The organism is Candidatus Limnocylindrales bacterium (genome assembly GCA_035626395.1).
GTDB lineage: Bacteria > Desulfobacterota > Binatia > UBA1149 > CAITLU01 > DASPNH01.
In genome coordinates this window covers 283,231-301,080 of the sequence record DASPNR010000002.1, presented here as the reverse complement: position 1 = coordinate 301,080, position 17,850 = coordinate 283,231, and the positions used below count along the sequence as shown (strand labels likewise).

At 69.0% G+C, this 17,850-nt stretch carries 12 protein-coding genes; 4 read left to right on the top strand and 8 right to left on the bottom strand.

Features of this window, described 5'->3' with window-relative positions:
* Positions 1-42: 42 nt before the first annotated feature.
* The 4 genes from VEC57_01735 to VEC57_01720 all read left to right on the top strand — a co-directional run bounded on the left by VEC57_01735 (position 43) and on the right by VEC57_01720 (position 10,890).
* On the top strand, positions 43-2,331 hold the full coding sequence (locus VEC57_01735; GenBank protein ID HYB97831.1) for a PQQ-dependent sugar dehydrogenase: 2,289 nt from the start codon (positions 43-45) through the stop codon (positions 2,329-2,331).
* A gap of 174 nt (positions 2,332-2,505) precedes the next feature.
* Entirely contained in the window at positions 2,506-5,040 is a 2,535-nt protein-coding gene (locus tag VEC57_01730; protein HYB97830.1) for an ATP-binding protein, read from the top strand.
* A 517-nt stretch (positions 5,041-5,557) separates the two neighbouring features.
* Positions 5,558-6,988 (top strand): sigma-54 dependent transcriptional regulator, encoded by a 1,431-nt coding sequence (locus VEC57_01725; GenBank protein HYB97829.1) that lies wholly within the window; start codon positions 5,558-5,560, stop codon positions 6,986-6,988.
* A complete protein-coding gene (locus VEC57_01720) occupies positions 6,985-10,890 on the top strand; it encodes a response regulator (GenBank protein ID HYB97828.1) in 3,906 nt (1,301 codons plus the stop codon). Before VEC57_01725 ends, VEC57_01720 begins: the two co-directional genes overlap by 4 nt.
* Here the strand turns inward: VEC57_01720 and VEC57_01715 are convergent.
* The 8 genes from VEC57_01715 to pstC form a co-directional block, all read right to left on the bottom strand.
* Entirely contained in the window at positions 10,853-12,169 is a 1,317-nt protein-coding gene (locus tag VEC57_01715) for a hypothetical protein (protein ID HYB97827.1), read from the bottom strand. The two genes, VEC57_01720 and VEC57_01715, sit on opposite strands and share 38 nt — an antisense overlap.
* A 31-nt stretch (positions 12,170-12,200) precedes the next feature.
* Positions 12,201-12,764 carry a LemA family protein gene (locus VEC57_01710; GenBank protein ID HYB97826.1) on the bottom strand — a complete coding sequence of 188 codons (564 nt, stop codon included), beginning with the start codon at positions 12,762-12,764 and terminating at the stop codon, positions 12,201-12,203.
* A 25-nt stretch (positions 12,765-12,789) separates the two neighbouring features.
* Positions 12,790-13,566: a TPM domain-containing protein gene (locus VEC57_01705; protein HYB97825.1), complete on the bottom strand. Its 777-nt coding sequence runs from the start codon at positions 13,564-13,566 to the stop codon at positions 12,790-12,792.
* 112 nt (positions 13,567-13,678) lie between these two features.
* Positions 13,679-14,389, bottom strand: coding sequence for a hypothetical protein (locus VEC57_01700; protein HYB97824.1), 711 nt, complete (start codon positions 14,387-14,389; stop codon positions 13,679-13,681).
* Between the two features lie 95 nt (positions 14,390-14,484).
* Complete coding sequence (locus VEC57_01695; protein HYB97823.1) at positions 14,485-15,273, bottom strand: phosphate ABC transporter ATP-binding protein; 789 nt, start codon at positions 15,271-15,273, stop codon at positions 14,485-14,487.
* Positions 15,270-16,025, bottom strand: coding sequence for a phosphate ABC transporter ATP-binding protein (locus VEC57_01690; protein ID HYB97822.1), 756 nt, complete (start codon positions 16,023-16,025; stop codon positions 15,270-15,272). The genes VEC57_01695 and VEC57_01690 overlap by 4 nt, the downstream gene beginning before the upstream one ends.
* Positions 16,022-16,912 carry a phosphate ABC transporter permease PstA gene (gene pstA, locus VEC57_01685; protein ID HYB97821.1) on the bottom strand — a complete coding sequence of 297 codons (891 nt, stop codon included), beginning with the start codon at positions 16,910-16,912 and terminating at the stop codon, positions 16,022-16,024. Before pstA ends, VEC57_01690 begins: the two co-directional genes overlap by 4 nt.
* Complete coding sequence (gene pstC, locus VEC57_01680) at positions 16,912-17,844, bottom strand: phosphate ABC transporter permease subunit PstC (GenBank protein ID HYB97820.1); 933 nt, start codon at positions 17,842-17,844, stop codon at positions 16,912-16,914. Before pstC ends, pstA begins: the two co-directional genes overlap by 1 nt.
* Between the last annotated feature and the right edge of the window lie 6 nt (positions 17,845-17,850).

Genomic DNA, 17,850 nt, shown 5'->3' with positions numbered 1-17,850 from the left:
GGACGGCGCTGCTGCCAGGCGGTGGCGCGTCAAGGAGACAGCATGAGGGCTCTCGGCAAAAGGCTGTGGATGGCGGCTGCGGCGTCGCTTGCGCTGGCGGCTGCGGCGTCCCAGGCCGGGGCCACGATTCTGCCGCTCGGGTTCGTGGAGACTGCGGTCGTCGACGATCTGGTCAGCCCCACGGCCATGGCGCTGGCGCCCGACGGTCGGCTCTTCGTCGCCGAGCAGGATGGCCGCGTCCGCATCGTCAAGAACGCCGCGCTGCTGGACGAGCCGTTCGTCCAGCTGACGGTCGACAACATCTATGAGCGCGGGCTGCTCGGCATCGCGCTGGATCCGGCCTTTGCCAGCAACGGGTACGTCTACGTCTACTTCGCGTCTCCCGGCCCGCGCGCCTATCGCATCGTACGCTTCACCGCCGAAGGCGATCAGGCAAAGCCCGGCTCCGAGACACTTTTGTTCGAGCTTCCCCCCTATGGCGTCAATGCTCGCTACCACTTCGGTGGCGCCATGCACTTCGGCCCCGACGGCAAGCTCTATCTGGGCGTGGGCGATCACAGCCTGAACACCAATGCACAGAAGCTGACGGTGCCGTTCGGCAAGATCCTGCGCATCAATCCGGACGGCTCGATTCCCACCGACAATCCGTTCTACGCCACCGCCACCGGCGTCAATCGCGCAATCTGGGCCTACGGGCTTCGCAATCCCTTCACGATGGCATTCGATCCGGCCAGTGGCCGCCTGTTCATCAACGACGTGGGCGCGGTGGACTGGGAGGAGATCGACGAGGGAACGCCCGGCGGGAACTACGGGTGGCCGCAGGCCGAGGGGCCATCGGAGAACCCGGCGTTCATCGATCCCATCTACGCCTACGAGCACGGCGGACATCCGGTGGGAGGATGCGCCATCACCGCCGGCGTCTTCTATTCGCCGGCGGCAGCGCAGTTCCCGCAAGCCTACGAAGGCGGTTACTTTTTCGCCGACTTCTGCGGCCGCTGGATCCGATGGCTGGACACCGGCACGCATCAGCCGTCGGACTTCGTGCGCATGCTGGCCGGCAACCCCACCGATCTGGACGTCGGGCCCGACGGCAGCCTCTTCGTTCTGGTGCGGCCGGCCGGCGGCGTTCGCCAGGATGATCCCGGCGCGATCTATCGCATCTTCTACACAGGCTCGCTGGCGCCGCAGATCGCGGTGCAGCCGGAGTCGCAGACGGTGCTGATCGGCGATCCGGTGACGTTCGCGGTCGAGAGCATCGGGGCCGACGGATATCAATGGCGGCGCAACGGCATGGCGATCGATGGCGCCGTCGGTGCGAGCTACACGCTGGACGCGGTCACCGCCGAAGACGACCAGGACGAGTTCCGCGTCGTCGTGCACAACGGCTTCGGTGAAACCGTTTCGGCGCCGGCGGTGCTGACGGCGACGACGAACCAGCTGCCCGTGCCGTCGATCGTGCTGACCAGGCCGCGTGAGCTCTACCACGGCGGCGATCTGATCGAGTTCTCGGGAGCCGCAACCGACCCGGAAGACGGGCCAATGCCGCCCTCCTCGTTTTCGTGGCGAGTGGACTTCCACCACAACTCGCATTTCCATCCGTATCTGCCGCCGACGCCCGGCGTGGCGGGCGGCAGCTTCAGCGTCGCCACGCTCGGCGAGACCGCCACCGACGTCTGGTATCGCGTCAACCTGCGCGTGACCGACTCGGGCGGCCGCACCACCACCGTCTACGAAGACGTCCTTCCCGAAGTCGCCACCTTCACCGTGCAGACGCAGCCGGCCGGGCTCGAGGTCGTCGTCGACGGTCGCCCCTATGCGAGCGGCGCCGAGTTCGACGGCGTCGTGGGGCTGACGCGCGAGCTGGCGGTCGAGCCCGAGCAGACGCTGCTGGGAACCGATTACGTCTTCGACCACTGGTCGGATGGCGGCGGTCTCGAGCACCTTATCCAGGTCCCGCCGGGCTCCACCACTTACACTGCTGTTTTCACGCCGGCCGATCCGACCACGACCACATCGGCCTCGCCGCAGTGTGGCAACGCCGTGCTCGACGACGGCGAGGACTGCGACGACGGCGACAACGACTTTCACTTCGGCGACCCCTGTAGAGGCAACTGCACACGCGTGCCCTGCGGTAAGCCCACCAATTCACCGGGAGCCGTCCCGGTCGGCAGTGACGCGCTGTTCACGCTGGCAGCGGCGGTCGGGCAGCGCTCGTGTGCGGCGACGGTATGCGACGTCGACTCGAATGGTCACGTGCTGGCATCCGATGCCCTGGCGGTCCTGCGCGCAGCGGTCGGCCTTCTTACCGAGCTTGACTGCCCGGCAGGCTGAATTTTTTTTGCTGTCGGACGCGCAGTCGACGCAGACCATCTTCTTGGGGTCGCCCAAGGCGGCTAATATCCGTCACGCGCCGCGCACACACCCGGTTTCGTCCTGTCGACGGAAACGGATGGCACCAGCCGCTCCACTCTCCGCCATCGTGGTCCGCAGCCGCACGGAGGCTACGTGATTTCGCCATCGAGCAGCATGCAGTCCGTCTCGAGCATGCCCACGTTCGCGATGGAGACCGCCGACGCGGGCTACGCCTGGGAGGGGGTCCGGCCGTCGGATCATTACGTCCAGTTCTACGAGCAGGAGCCGTTTCTCGACCGCTCGCTGGCAAGCTACGTGGCTGTCGGTCTGGGCGAGGGAGCCACCTGCATCGTCGTTGCCACAGCGCACCGCGCTCGGGCACTTCAGGACCTGCTGCGCCGGCAGGGCATCGATCCGGATGCGGCCGCGGCCGCCGGCGAGCTCGTCATCCTCGATGCCTCGCAGACGCTGGAGTCGCTGCAGGTGCGCGGAAGAATCGACGCGACGCGTTTCACCGACATCGTCGGCGCGCTGCTGGAACGCGCCGGCGAGCGGGTGCGAGTGTTTGGAGAAATGGTCGCGCTCCTCTGGAGCGCGGGCCGCCGCGAAGAGGCGTTGCGGCTGGAGGGGCTCTGGTCCGAGCTGCAGCAGACGCATTCGTTCACGCTCTTCTGTGCCTACGGGTTCGATGCGCTCGGCCGCGCCGACGCCACCGGCGACATCGCCGGCATCTGCTCGCGGCACTCGCACGTGCTGCCCTCCGAGAGCCTGGCGCGGCTCGGCAACCAGGACGAGCGCATGCGCGCCGTGGTCGAATGGCAGCACAAGGCGACGCTCCTGGAAAAGGAGGTTCGCGAACGCCGTGAGGTCGAGCACGCCCTGCGCGCGGTCCAGCGTGACCTTCAGCAGCAGGTCGAAGACATGCGCCGGCTGCACGAAATCAGCCTGAGCCTGAGCGGCCGCGACGATCTGACGACCGTCCTGCAGGGCGTGCTGCGCGCGGCGCTCGACGTGCACGGCACCGACATGGGGCTGATCTCGCTGTGCGCCGCCACGACGACGGCGGACGCGGGGTGTGCGGCCGTCTCGGCTGCGGGCGCGACGGGCGACGGCCTGCTGGTGCGGGCGCATGCCGGCTTCGAGGAGGACTTCCTGCGCCGTATCGCATGGGTGCCTTGCCGCGGCGGCGCCTGCGGCACCAGCTACGCCGAACGGCGCCGGGTCGTGGTCGAAGACGTGGACATGGATGCCATCTTCGACGGCTACCGCGATGCTGCGCGGATGGCGGGCTTTCGAGCGTGCCACTGCACGCCCCTGATCAATCGCGCCGGCCAGATCCTCGGCGTTCTGACCGTTCATTTCCGCAGTCCGCGGCGCGTCACCCAGCGCGAGATGCGGCTGATGGACCTCTACGCCCGCATGACGGCCGACGCCATCGAGAACGCCCGGCTGCACGAGCAGGACCGGCGCGAGCTCGAGGATCGCACGCAGCTCCTGCTGCGCGAGCAGCGTGCGCGCGAGGAGGCCGAGCGCGCCAGCCGCCTCAAGGACGAGTTCCTCGCAACCGTCAGTCACGAGCTGCGCACGCCGCTGACCGCGATCATCGGCTGGGCGCACATGCTCAGGCACGACGGTCTCGATGAAGCCACCAGCGCGCGAGCGATCGAGACCATCGAGCGGGCTGCCACCACGCAGGCACAGCTCGTCGAAGACATCCTCGACGTTTCCCGTATCATCACGGGCAAGCTGCGGCTGAACATCCAGCCGGTCGACATGAGTGCGGTGGTCGAGGCGGCCGTCGCCTCGGTTCAGCTTGCGGCCGAGTCCAAGGGCCTCTCCGTCACCGTCGCCGTGGAGAGGACGCAGCAGCGCGTGCTCGGGGATGCCAACCGGCTGCAGCAGGTGATCTGGAACCTGCTGTCGAACGCGATCAAGTTCACACCTGCCGGCGGGACGATCGATCTGCGAATGGAGCGTGCCGGGTCGCACGTCTGCGTGCGCGTCAGCGACAGCGGCGAGGGCTTCGATGCCGACTTCGCGCCGTTCCTGTTCGATCGTTTCCGGCAGGCCGACGGCAGCAGCGCACGCCGCCACGGCGGGCTCGGGCTGGGCCTGGCCATCGTCCGCCACATGGTGGAACTGCACGGCGGGGCGGTGGTCGCCGAAAGCCTGGGTCGTGGCCGCGGCGCCACTTTCACCGTCCGCCTTCCCCTGGCTCCGGCTCCCGAAGCGGGCGTGCAGAGGCGTGCGGCATCACGCGCGCCCGCGCCTCCGGTCAGCGATACGGTCACGGCGCTCGAGGGCATGCGCCTGCTGGTGATCGACAACGACCGCGACACGCTCAACGTCCTGTATGCGATGCTCAAGGAGAACGGGGCGACGGTGCGGACGGCATCTTCGGCGGCCGAAGCCTTCGAGGTGCTGCAGTGGTTCAACCCGGCGGTGCTGATCGCGGACCTGGCCATGCCCGGCGAGGATGGCTTCAGCTTCATCGCGCGGCTGCGCGCGCGCGAGGCGAGGGCAGGCAAGCAGATCCCGGCGGTGGCGCTGACCGCTTATGCGCGCGTCGAGGACCGGCGCCGGGCGCTGTCGGCCGGGTTCAACATGTTCGTGCCGAAGCCCGTGGAGCCGGGCGAGCTGGTGGCGGTGGTCGCCAGCCTGGCGGGCTCCGCTCGATCCGGGAGCTGAAAAAAAGAAACCCCGCGCTTTGGGTCGCCTACACGCTGCGAGCCAAAGCGCGGGGTTGTCCCCCGTCTGACCGTCGGCCCAGTCCACCCCGTGACCGACCGTCATTCCTCCCCGTGAACCCGCTCCCGCCGGCGCGGCAATCTCCCCAGATTGCCCTGACCGGTTTTGCGGCCTGCGCTGCTTCGCCCCCGCGAACCGCGCTCCCAACTCTGCTCCGCCGCCGTCCGCCCGGTGCTCCCCGCACCGGCGTTGTCGGACTGCCTGGAACGACAGCAAGGCGTGGGCCAAGACCGGCACGGCCGGCAACCCTGCAACACCAGTCATCTTTGCTCGATGGAGGCGCTTGCTGCTTCCCGTAATGCAACGCCTCATGGAGAGAAGCGGCGCCGAGCGTGTCCCGATATGAAACACATTTGCTACAGACTCGCGGCTAGGCTTGGTTCTAAGATCGCGCAGCGATCCGTACTGCACCCTGATGCGGTACCAAAGCCGGATCCGCGCTAGCGAGGAGAATAGAGTGAAGCCCGTCGTGCTCGTGGTGGAGGACGATCTAAAATTCGCCCGCCTGGTCCAGCACATGCTGTTCGGCGAAGGGTTCGAAGTGACCTTCGCCGATCGCGGCGCCGCAGCCCTGGAGTGGCTGCGCGGCAACCGTGCCTCGGCGGTCGTCCTCGACCTCGGCCTGCCCGACATGTCGGGCAAAGAGGCGTTGCGGCGCATCCGCGCCGAGCACCCATCGCTGCCGGTCATCATCGCCACTGCCGACGAAGGCGTTCAGAGCGTCGTCGAGTGCATGAGCGCCGGCGCGATCGACTATGTCCCCAAGGCGATCGATCCCCAGCGCCTGATCACGGCAGTCCGGAATGCGTGCGAGCGCGGCGTTCTGGAGAGCCGACTTGCGTCGGTTTCCCAGGAGTTCCGCCGCCGTCACGGTTTCGGGACGATGATCGGCGAGTCGCCGGCGCTGGTTGCCGCCAAGCGTCTCCTGGCCAAGGCGGCCAGCAGCGAGGTGACGGTTCTACTGGAAGGCGAGAGCGGCACCGGCAAGGAGGTTGCGGCGCGCGCAATCCATGCCGAGAGCGCCCGATGCGCCGGCCCATTCGTGACGGTGAACTGCGGCGCCATTCCGGAGAGCCTGATCGAGAGCGAGCTGTTCGGACACGAGCGCGGCGCGTTCACTGGCGCAGTGGCCGAGCGCGTGGGCGTGTTCGAGCGCGCCGATCGCGGCACGCTCTTCCTCGACGAGGTCGGCGAGCTGCGAGTGGACCTGCAGGTGCGCCTGCTGCGCGCCCTCCAGGAGCGCACGATCCAGCGAGTCGGGGGGACGCGCGAGATCCATGTCGACGTGCGCGTCATCGCCGCCACCAATCGCGACCTGCGTGCCGACGCGCAGGCGGGCCGATTCCGCGAGGACCTCTACTACCGCCTGGCGGTGTTTCCGTGCCGGCTGCCTCCGCTGCGCGAGCGCGAGGGTGACGTGCGGGTGCTCGTGGCCGCATTCGTCGAGCGCTTCGCGGCGCGCCACAACCGTCCGATCACCAAGGTCTCCGATGAGGCCATGCGCGTTCTCGAGGCGTACTCATGGCCGGGCAACGTCCGCCAGCTCGCCAACGTGGTCGAGCGCGCGGTCATCCTCGAAGAATCGGACACGCTGTGCCTGGGTGCGCTCGACGACGAGCTGCTCGAAGGCGTCGAGCCGGCGACCTGGCTGTCTCCTCCGCCGCAGCAGGCGGGCGCCGCAGCGGGCGCGACGGCGGAGCACGACGGCAGCAACGGCGCCGGCGTGATCGAACCGCTCGAGCAGGTCGAAAAGCGACTGATCTGCCGCGCCCTCGAAGTGACGCAGTGGAACGTGCAGGTGGCGGCCAAGAGGCTGGGGATCGGCCGCGCCACATTGTATCGCCGGATGGATCGCCTGGGGCTGACGCGAGAGTCGCGAGGACGATGAGGACGCTCGACGCGGCCGAGCTCGAGCGCGAGGTGCGCAGCCGGCGCGATCGCGAAGTAGCCGAGTCGCTGCCGCTTCTGTGCCTGGGCCTGTCGGTTCTGTACGCGCTTTACGCGGTCGCGCACTGGCTTCTGCTCGAGCCTGCCATCGCGCGAGTCATGCTGCCGCTGGCGGCGGCCGCGTCCCTGATCAACCTGTGGCTGGCGCACGTCTCGCGCGAAGGCGGCATCGGGCGCCAGCGCCCCTACGTCACCGCTACGCTCGTCGCGCTGAGCGTGCTCGTCAACATCACCGCGCACTTCTTCCTGGTGCGCGTCCCCGAGCAGTCGATCCTGTTCATCCTGTTCCTCTTCGCGTGCGGCGGCCTCGTGCCTTCGATTCGCCTGGCCATCGCGCTCGGCGGGGCCGCGGTGCTGACGTGGCTGGCGCTGTCGTGGGATCAGGCGGGCGAGACATGGACGACCTATCGCTTCGCGATGGGGACGGCCTTCCTGCTCAGCGTCGTCATCGCACGGGTTCGCGAGATGCAGCGCCACCGCGGCGCGCGCGAGCAGATCCTTCGCGAGGCGCGCGAAGAGGAGCTCGCCGATGCGCTTGCCGGCGAGCGCGCCAACCAGCGCGAGCTCGAGCGGCTGCGCATCGTCCTCGATGCCATCCGGCGCGCGCAGACCGACTTCGTCATGCTCGGCGCCGACCGCTGCGACTGGGACGCGCTGCTGCAGCCGGTGCTGACGGCGGTGGGCGGGCGCTACGCCAGCCTCTCGAGCGTGCCCACCAATGGCGAGCCGGGCGCGACGGCGACTTTGCACGCGCTGGCGTCCTCGTCGTGGCCGCAGGACGTGCGCGAATTCTACCGCGAGCAGTGCCGCGCCGGGCTCTACTCCAGCGCCGCGCTCGGCGACGTCGGCGACATCGAGCGGCGCGGCGGCCTGGTCGTGCTCGACGAGCGCGAAGGGCTGCCGGAGGCGTTCTCGTACATGGCGGGCAATCTCCCGCCCGGCATCGCCGTGGTCGGCTCGTTCCACGGCAAGTCGGGCGAGGCCGGCGTGCTGCTGCTGGCGGGAATCGAAGAGGAGATCTCGCTGGCCTCGCTGCGCACGCTGCTGGCGCCGGTGCTGACCACGTGTGCCGCGCTGGTGGACCGGGCGGACATCGAGCGGCGCCGCCGGCAGGCCGAGGAGAGCCTGCGCCGCAGCCTGGCGCGGCTGCGCGGCGTGGTCGATACGGCCCTCGACGGCGTCATCATCGTCGACGAGAAGGATCGGATTCTCGAGTTCAATCCGGCCGCATGCCGCCTCTTCGGCTATCTGCGCGAGCACGTGATCGGGCGCTCCCTTACCGAGACGATCGTTCCGGCGGCCGAGCGCGAGACGTACAAGCTCGGAGTGGAGAACTGTCTGAAGTCCGCCAAGGCATCGACGCAGGGCTGTCGCATCGAGCTGGATGCGATCCGGTCCGGCGGCACCACGTTCCCCGTCGAGCTCAGCGTCAGCCAGGTGCGCGAAGGCGGCCAGCAGCTGATGACGGTGTACGTGCGCGACATCAGCGAGCGCCACAAGGTTGCCGACGAGCTGCGGGCGGCGATGGAGCGCGCCGAGCTGGCCAATCAGGAGAAGGGCCGGTTCCTGGCCACCGTCAGCCACGAGCTGCGCACTCCGCTCAACGCGCTGGTCGGCATGAGCGAGCTGCTGGCCGAGACGGCGCTGAACGAGGCACAGCGCGAGTACGTCGAAGCCATCAGCGTCAACGCGCGCTCGCTCTCGGAGCTGCTCAGCGACGTGCTCGACTTCGCCAAGATCGACGAAGGGCGCCTGGAGCTCGAGCATGCGCCGTTCGATCTGTGCGAGGTCGTCGAGAGCGTTGCCCTGGCGCTGCGTGATCAGGCCTCGCGCAAGGGCCTGGAGCTGGTGCTGTGGATCGATCCGATGCTGCCGGCGCAGGTCACCGGCGACCGCCGAGCCGTCCGTCAGATCCTGACCAACCTTGTGGGCAACGCCATCAAGTTCACTTCCAGGGGACACGTCTATCTCGGCGCCGAGCGCGGCGATGCCGAAGGGCTGCGCACGCACGTGCGCTTCCGCGTCAGCGACTCCGGACCCGGCATTCCGCTGGAGCGCCAGGCGCACGTGTTCGAGCGCTTCGTGCGCTACATCGATCCGCGCCAGGCCGAGCCCGAGCCCGGCACCGGCCTGGGCCTTTCCATCACCCGTTCCCTCATCGAGCTGATGGGCGGCAGGATCAGTCTCGAGAGCACGCCCGGAGAAGGAACGACGTTCCGCATCGATGTCGAGTTCGCCTCCGTGGTCGGCGCGCCCAGCCGCTACGAGCCGTTCGCGCCCGAAGGCGCGCGCGTGCTCGTCGTCGACGACAGCGCGGTGGCCACCGGTGCGCTGGCCGCGATGATCGAACGCCTCGGCTTCAGCGTCGAGACCGAGCCCGACGCGTACCGCGCGCTGGCGCGCATCGCCGAGGCGCCCGAGCACTGGATGGCGGTGTTCGCCGACACGGCCATGCCCGAGCTGGATGGCGTGGCTCTGCTGCGCGTGCTGTCGGCGCGCTGTGCCAACCCGCCGCCGGTGGTGCTGGTGGGAGCCGCGTCGGTTGCGGGCGACGTCAGCCGCGGCGAGATCCGGCTTGCGGGAAAGCTGAGCAAACCGGTGCGCCTGTCGCTGCTGGCCGATCTGCTGGCATCGCTGACCAACGTGACGATCGCGCGCCCCGGCGTCCGCAAGGACACGCGCGACGGTGCCGTGGCCCCGGCGCGGCGCATCCTGGTTGCCGAGGACAATCGCTTCAATCGACTCCTGGCCGCCCGCATCCTCGAGAGCGCAGGCCACATCGTCGAGGTTGTCGGCGACGGACGAGCGGCGGTCGACGCGATCCGCGCCGGACTGTACGACCTCGCGTTCCTCGATCTTCAGATGCCCGAGCTCGACGGCTTCGAAGCGGCTGCGGCGATCCGCGACTTCGAGGCGCGCTTTGCCCGCACTCCGGTTCCCATCGTCGCGCTGACGGCGCATGCCGTGGCCGGCTTTCGCGACCGCTGCCTGGCCGCCGGCATGAACGACTACGTCACCAAGCCGATCCAGGGCCGTCGCGCGCTGCTCGAAGTGGTCGAGCGCTGGTGCGACCCGCGTCCGGCCTTGTTCCTGCTCGACGAGGCGACGCCGGTGGTCGATCGCCTGGCCGCGGCGGTCGAGCAGATGGGAACGCATCGGCTGCTGTCGTCGCGGCGCACGGAAGATGCCGGCGCCGCGATCCACTCCGACACCGTTGCCGCGCTCCTGATCGCGGCCGGCCGCTCGTCGGCAGCCGAGGTATCGGTGCTCGAGGATCTGCTGCGGCAGGCTCGTGAGCGCGTGGTCCCGGTGGTTCTCATCGGCCGCGGTCCCGAGTCGGTCGCGCTATCCGGCGAAGCGCGGCCGTACGTCGACCTGTCGCTGTCGGTGCCCGAAGCCGCGATCTCGCTCGCACGCGCGCTCGAGCAGGCTCGCGATGTTCTGGAGAGCGCACGGCCCTTGTCGCGCCGGCCGGCGCCGGTGTCGGACAATGATCCTCAGGTCGCTGCGGACGCGGACAGCGGCGCACGCACCGGCAACGGCAATGGCGGCAACTGGTCCGCAGCGCGCGAGGCCGGTCTTCAGTCGCTGGTGAATCGCTATCTGCAGGAGGTGGGCGAGGAGGTCGAGCAGGTGCCGCAGCTCGCGTCCACCGGCCGCATGCAGGACGTTCGACGCATCGGCCATCAGCTCAAGGGCACCGGCGGCGGTTACGGCTTCGCCAGGCTCTCCGCGCTCGGCGCCGAGCTCGAGCGCGCAGCCGAGCGCGAGGACGGTGACACCGTCTGTGCGGTCGCGCGCTCGGTCAGCGAGTACCTTGCCGAGGTCGAGAAGGGCGCCTAGCTGGCCGCCGGCGGCGCGGCGGCAATGCGTGCGCAGCGCCGACGGCGAAGTAGACCTTGACGCCGCCGCTGTCGGTCATCACGGCAGGCTGCAGATCGAGCCCCGTCATGCGCGCCAGCTGCGGCGAAGCCACCGCCATCGCCACGCGCCAGCTGCCCGGCAGCTTTCGTGCGGCATTGCCGAAGGCCGCGTACAGGTTGGCCAGCGGGTCGCGGCCGCGCACGCGGCGGCCCCAGGGCGGATTGGTGACGATGGCGCCGCGCTCGGCGGGCGGCGCCGCCAGCGCGGGCGCCGACATCAGCGCCGCCTCATCGACGTGAACATTGTTGCATGTCGCACGCTCGGCATTGGCGCGTGCGGCTTTTACTGCGCCTGCATCGCGATCGCTCGCGAAGATCGGCGGTCCCTCGATTGTCGAGCGCTGCAGGGCGGCGTCGCGCAGCTCGCTCCATAGTCGCGGATCGAAAGCCGGCATCTCGAAGAGCGCGAAGCGGCGAAGGTGCCCGGGTGGCACGCGTCGCGCGAGCCAGTCGGCCTCGATGGCGATGGTTCCGGAGCCGGCGAAGGGATCGACGAGCGGACTGCGCATGTCCCAGCCGGACGCGATCACCAGGGCCCGCGCCAGGTCCTCGCGCAGCGGCGCCTTGGCTCCCGCCTCGCGGTAGCCGCGGCGCGAGAGCAGTTCGCCGGCGGTGTCGAGCGAGATCGTGCAGACGTCATCCATGAGGCGGACCTGGACTTCGAGCGCATTGGCCATGGCTACGCCGGTCGTCCCTGCCGGCGCATCGGATTCAGCGCCGCCACGCCTGCGCGCGCGGCGCCCGCGCCTGCACGGCGTCGCTGCCGAAGCGACGGCCCATTCGGCAATCACGCCCTGAACGCGCTCCGCCACGGCATCGCTGTGCCACAGCCGGGAGTGGCGGCACGTCGCACGCACCAACACCGAAACCGGCGGGGTCAGCCAGCGCTCCCACGGCAGCGCCGCCGCCCGGCGCTCGAGCTCGCCAAAACCGGTGGCGCGGAAGGTGCCGATGCGCACGAGGATCTTGAGCGCGAGCCCGAGCTCGAGGTGCAGGCGATAAAGCGTCGCCGCGTCCGCGTGCAGCTCCACGCCGCCCTCGACGATGCTCGAGGCCGTGGCATCCCCGCCGATGCTGGTGATCTCGGCGTTGAGCAACGGCTCGAGTCCCGGCGCACAGGCGACGAAGACAGGCCAGGATTCCATCACGACGTTCTCGTCGGTGCGCTGGTGACACGGCAGCGGGCTGGGCCCGGTCATGGCGCCCCGCGCGTGCAGCCGGTCGCCGCCGTCAGAACTTCACTTCCGGCACCGCGCGCGCCGACTCGGGCGCCTCGAAATACGGACGTGCGTCGAAGCCGAACATCTTGGCCATGAGGTTGGTTGGGAAGCTCTTCACCTGCGCGTTGTAGCCCTGCACCTGCTCGTTGTAGCGCATGCGCGCCACCGACAGGCGGTTCTCGGTGCCGGCCAGCTCATCCTGCAGGCGCAGGAAGTTCTGGTCGCTCTTGAGCTGCGGATATTGCTCGACCACCACCAGCAGGCGCGAGAGCGCGCCGCTGAGCTCGTTCGATGCCTGCATCGCTTCCTGGGGCGTGCCGGCCCCGGCCACGCGGCTGCGCGCCTCGGTGACCTTGATCAGCACGTCCTTCTCCTGCTGCGCAAAGCCCTTGACGGTGTTGACCAGGTTCGGGATCAGATCGTTGCGGCGCTGGAGCTGGTTCTGCACCTCGCTCCAGGCGGCGTCGACGGCCTCGTTCTGCTTGACGAGCGTGTTGTAGCCGCAGCCGGGCAGGGTGAGCATCGAGGCCAGGGTTGCCGCCGCCAGCGCGAGCAGTCTTCGTCGGTTCATCATCGTCGCTCTCCTTGTGTCTGCGCCTTTACCAACCGCGGCCCGCGCCTCCGCCTCCGAAGCCGCCACCGCCGCCGCCGAATCCGCCGAAACCTCCGCCTCCACCAAAGCCGCCGCCGAAGCCGCCGCCCATGGGTCCGCCAAAGCCGCCGCCCCAGAAGATCGGATGGTAGCGGCGGCGCCGTCCTCTGGTGGTAAGCATGATCATGCCGATGAGGAACAGCAGGGGCAGCAGGCCGAGCAAGCCGGTCTGCCGGCCGCGTGCACGCTGCGCCCGCTTGACCGTGCCGTGGTCGTACTCGCTCAGCAGGATGCGGGAGACCTCGCGCATGCCGGCGATCACGCCGCCGCCGAAGTCGCCGCTTCGGAAGCGCGGCACCACTGCCGCGTCCAGGATCGCGCCGGTGCGGCCGTCGGGCAGGACGCCCTCCAGGCCGTAGCCGGTAAAGAAGCGTGCACGGCGGTCGTTGACCGCGATCAGCAGCAGAAGGCCGTCGTCGCGTTCCTTGCTGCCGAGCCTCCAGGCTTCCACGACTTTCATGCCGTAGCTGAAGTCGTCGAGCGGCGCCGTCGTGGCCACGGTCAGCACCGCGATCTCGGCGCCGGTACGCTCCTTGACGTCGATCGCCAGCCGCTCCAGCGCAGCTTCCTCCTGTGCCTCCATTACGTCGGCTTCGTCGACGACCGGACCGGAGAGCGCCGGAATGGCCGGCGTGCCCGAGGAGGGTGCCTCCGCGGATGCGCCAGGGCCGGTGACGCGCGCGGCGTGCGCCGGCGCTGCCGCCAGTGCCACGAGAATGGACACCGCCAGGCATGCGCCAGCGCGCGCGAGACGATGGCGCCACGCGCCGGCGTCTCCTGCCGCATGCGCCGGTGCCGCCGGCACGCGAAATATCTCCGCAGGGCTCGGTGCCACCTCAGCCTCGCGTGACGCGGTCGGCGGCGCGCGCCAGCTCGACCAGCTCGTCGTGGTAGCGCTCGAACAGGCCATCAGCTTCGGCGGCACGCAGGCCTCCGTGCATGCGCGCGCTCTGGATGCGCTCGAATGCCGGCAGCGACACGCCGGTGGCTTCCTGCACCGCGCGCAGCACCTCGTCGGGCTTGCGCGGATGCTCGCGTCCGTCGAGATAGAGCAGGCCGCGCATGACGGTCTCGAAGCCGGTGGAGCTGTCCTGAAGCAGCTGCGTCAGCAGCCGCGTGCGCCCTCTTGCCTCGATGAACGCCTGCCGGAGGTGGAGGATCTTTCCTTTGAGCTGCTCTTCGACCTCCAGGCGCAGGTGCTCGAGGTCGAGCACGAGCCCCTCGAGGCGGCTGGCATCACCCGCAACCACCTCATGCGTGTCGCGCAAGGCCAGAAGCTCGAGCGGAAAGACGTCACACGAGGTGGCGAGATACTCGTCGTCGAGCACGAGCGGCGGCGGAAACGCGCGGCGCCAGCGTGCGGCCACCGCCGTCACGTCGCGCACGAGCGTCATCGTGACTGCGTCCACGAGCAGCGCCACGGTCGTCGGCGCTGCCGCGGCCCAGACCGCGTCGCCGTACACGATCACGCCGCGCAGGCGGCTGCCAAGAGTGGCGGCGCAGTCGGCGGCCAGCTTGTCGAGGCGGGTGCGCAGGGCCTGATCCATGTCGCCTTCCTCGTGACGTGTCTGGTGCGCCGCCGTACCGAGGGTGCGACGGCCGGATCCAATGTTACGCGGCAGTACGGCCGCCTGGTACGGCCTCAGCCGAAGCGCCCTTCGATATAGTCGGCGGTGCGTTTGTCGTGCGGCGCGATGAAGAGGTCTTCGGTGCGCCGATGCTCGATGATCTCGCCGAGCAGCATGAAGACGCACTCGTCGCTGACCCGGCGCGCCTGCGCCATGTTGTGCGTCACCACCACGATCGTGAAGGCGCCGGCCAGCGCCCGCATGAGGTCCTCGACCGCGGCGGTGGCGTTGGGATCGAGCGCCGAACAGGGCTCGTCCATCAGGATGATGGACGGCTTCAGGGGCAGCAGGCGGGCGATGCACAGCTTCTGCTGCTGCTCGAGCTGCAGGCGCGTCGCCTTCTCGTCGAGCCGGTCCTTGAGGTCGTCCCACAGACGCACGGCACGCAGGGCGCTCTCGAGCTGTTCCTGCTCGAGCCTGGCGCCGCGGTCACGCCGCGGCGAATGCAGGCGGTAACCGTACAGGACGTTGTCCCGCACCGAGATCGGCATCGGGTTGGGGCGCTGGAACACCATGCCCACCTGCTTGCGCAGCTCGATGAGATCGACCTCGTCGTCGTAGATGTTGCGGCCCGAGATCACGACCTCGCCGCTGGTGGTCACGTTGTCGTAGCGCTCGTTGATGCGGTTGAAGCAGCGCAGCAGCGTCGACTTGCCGCACCCGGAGGGGCCGATCAGCGCGGTGATGCGGCCGCGCGTGACGTCCAGGTCGATGCCGCGCAGCGCTTCGACGCTGCCGTAGCTCAACCGAAGACCGCGTGTGACGATGACGGGCTGGCCGGCACCGGCGACGTCCTTGATCATCCGAAGAGCCCCTGCACGTACTGGAAGGTACGCGCATCGGCGGTATTGCGCGAGAAGATGGTCTCGGTCGGTCCGACCTCGACCAGGCGGCTGTCCAGGAAGAGCGCAGTGCGGTCACCCAGGCGGCGCGCCTGCAGCACCAGGTTGGTCACCAGCAGCACCGTCATGTCCTTCTTGAGCTGCTTGATGACCTCCTCGATCTTCATCGTGGTCACCGGATCGACGGCGATCGAGAACTCATCGAGGCAGAGGATCTCGGGCTCGAGCGAGAGCGCCCTCGCAATGGTCAGTCGCTGCTGCTGCCCGCCCGAAAGGCGGGTGCCGAGGTCGTCGAGCCTGTCCTTGACCTCCTCGAAGAGCGCCGCCTGGCGAAGGCATCGCTCCACCAGGTCGTCGAGCCTCTTCCTGTCGCGGATGCCGGCCATGCGCGGCGCGAACGCCACGTTGTCGTAGATCGACATCGGAAGGCCCACCGGCAGCGGGAAGACGACGCCGATGCGCCGGCGCAGCGCCGCGGCATCGCGCATGCTGCGCACGTCGATGCCATCGATGAGGATCGTGCCTTCGACCTCCATCCCCGGAATCATGTCGGACATGCGGTTGATGCAGTTGAGCAGCGTCGTCTTGCCGGCGCCGGCAGGGCCGATGATGGCCAGGATCTCGTTCTCCTCGGCCGTCAGCGACACGTCCTGCAGCGCGACCTTGCCGCGGTAGCGCACCGTCAGGCCGCGAATCTCGATCTTGGCGCTCACCACTTTCTCCGCGCGCGAAGGTAGCTGCGCACCAGGATCGAGGTCAGGTTCACCGTCATCACCAGCGCCAGCAGGACCAGCGCGGTCGCGTACGGCATCGCCTCGGGCACGCCCGGCACCTGCGTGGAAAGCGTGAACAGATGCATCGACAGCGCCATGCACTGGTCCTGCACCGACTGCGGCAGGAAGGGCAGGTAGAAAGCGGCGCCCGTGAACATGATCGGCGCGGTTTCGCCGGCCGCGCGCGAAACCTGCAGGATGACGCCGGTCAGGATGCCCTGGATCGAGTTGGGCAGAACGACGTGGCGGATCGTCTGCCAGCGCGAAGCGCCCAGCACCCAGCACGCCTGCCGGAAGGACAGGGGGACCGCGGCCAGCGCTTCCTTGGTGCTGGCGATGATCACCGGCAGCGTCATGACGGCAAGCGTCAGCGACGCCGCCAGAATGCTGGTGCCGAGGCCGAGGAACAGCACGAACGCGCCCACGCCGAACAGCGCGTGCACGATGCTGGGAACGCCGGCCAGGTTGACGATGGCCAGGTTGATGATGCGCGTTCCCCAGTTGTCGGTGGCGTACTCGTTGAGGTAGATCGCCGCCATCACGCCGATGGGCGCGGCCACCGCCAGCGACACGCCCACCAGCCACAGCGTCCCGACGATGGCGGGAAAGATCCCGCCGGCTGTCATGCCGGCCGCCGGCGAGGTGAGCAGGAACTCCCACGTCAGCGCCGGAAGGCCTTCGGCGACCAGCAGGCCGAGGATGGCGAGCAGAGGCACCACCAGCATGGCGGTCATGGCGCCGAGGAACACGCGTGCAATCGCCTCGCGCCGGCGGCTCCTGCGCGTGGCATCGGTGGGTGCGAACGGCAGCTGGACGGCCTCGTCCATCAGCGCTGCCCCCGTGCGCCGCGCACGATCAGGTCGGCCGACAGGTTCACGATGAACGTCAGCGTGAAGAGCAGCACGCCAATGGCGAACAGCGCCTGGTAGTGGTCGCTGCCGCGCGCGGTCTCTCCGAGCTCGGAGGCGATGGTGGCGGTCAGCGTGCGCACCGAGTCGAGCACGCTGTGCGGGATCTGCACCGAGTGCCCGGTGGCCATCAGCACGGCGATCGTCTCGCCGATGGCGCGACCGACGCCCAGCAGGACCGCAGCCAGCAGGCCGCTGCGCGCGGCCGGAAACAGCACGTGCACGACCGTCTGCCAGCGAGTGGCACCCATCGCCAGCGACGCTTCGCGATAGGAGTCGGGCACGGCCTTGAGCGCGTCCTCGCCGATGGAGACGATGATGGGCACGCTCATCAGCCCGAGCAGCACGCCGCCGTTGAGAACGTTGAGCCCGATGGGCGCCCCGAACCAGTCGATGATCAGCGGGTTCATGATCACCAGTCCGATGAAGCCCCATACGACCGACGGGATTGCCGCGAGCAGCTCGATGATGACCTTGAGGATCTCCTTGGTGCGGCCGGTGGTGAACTCGGAGACGTAGACGGCCGCGCCGAGGCCGAAGGGGACCGCGATCAGCATTGCCAGCGACGTGACGCTCAGCGTACCGAGGGTCAGCGCCAGCGTCCCGTAGCGCTTGTTCGTCACCGAGGTCGGGACCCACTCGGTGCTCAAGAGGAACTCGCCCGGATTCAGGCGGTTCAGGATGAAGTCGGAGCCCGACAGGAGCACGAACAGGAAGATCGAGAAGACGAAGAACGTCGCGCTGTAGCCGCAGATGCGGACCAGCAATTCCAGGACGCGCTCGGCGGCCAGGGCGGCCAGGCTGCGGCCGGGGCGGGCCGCTATCGGTGCGTGCTCGGTAAGCTCGGGCACGGTTTC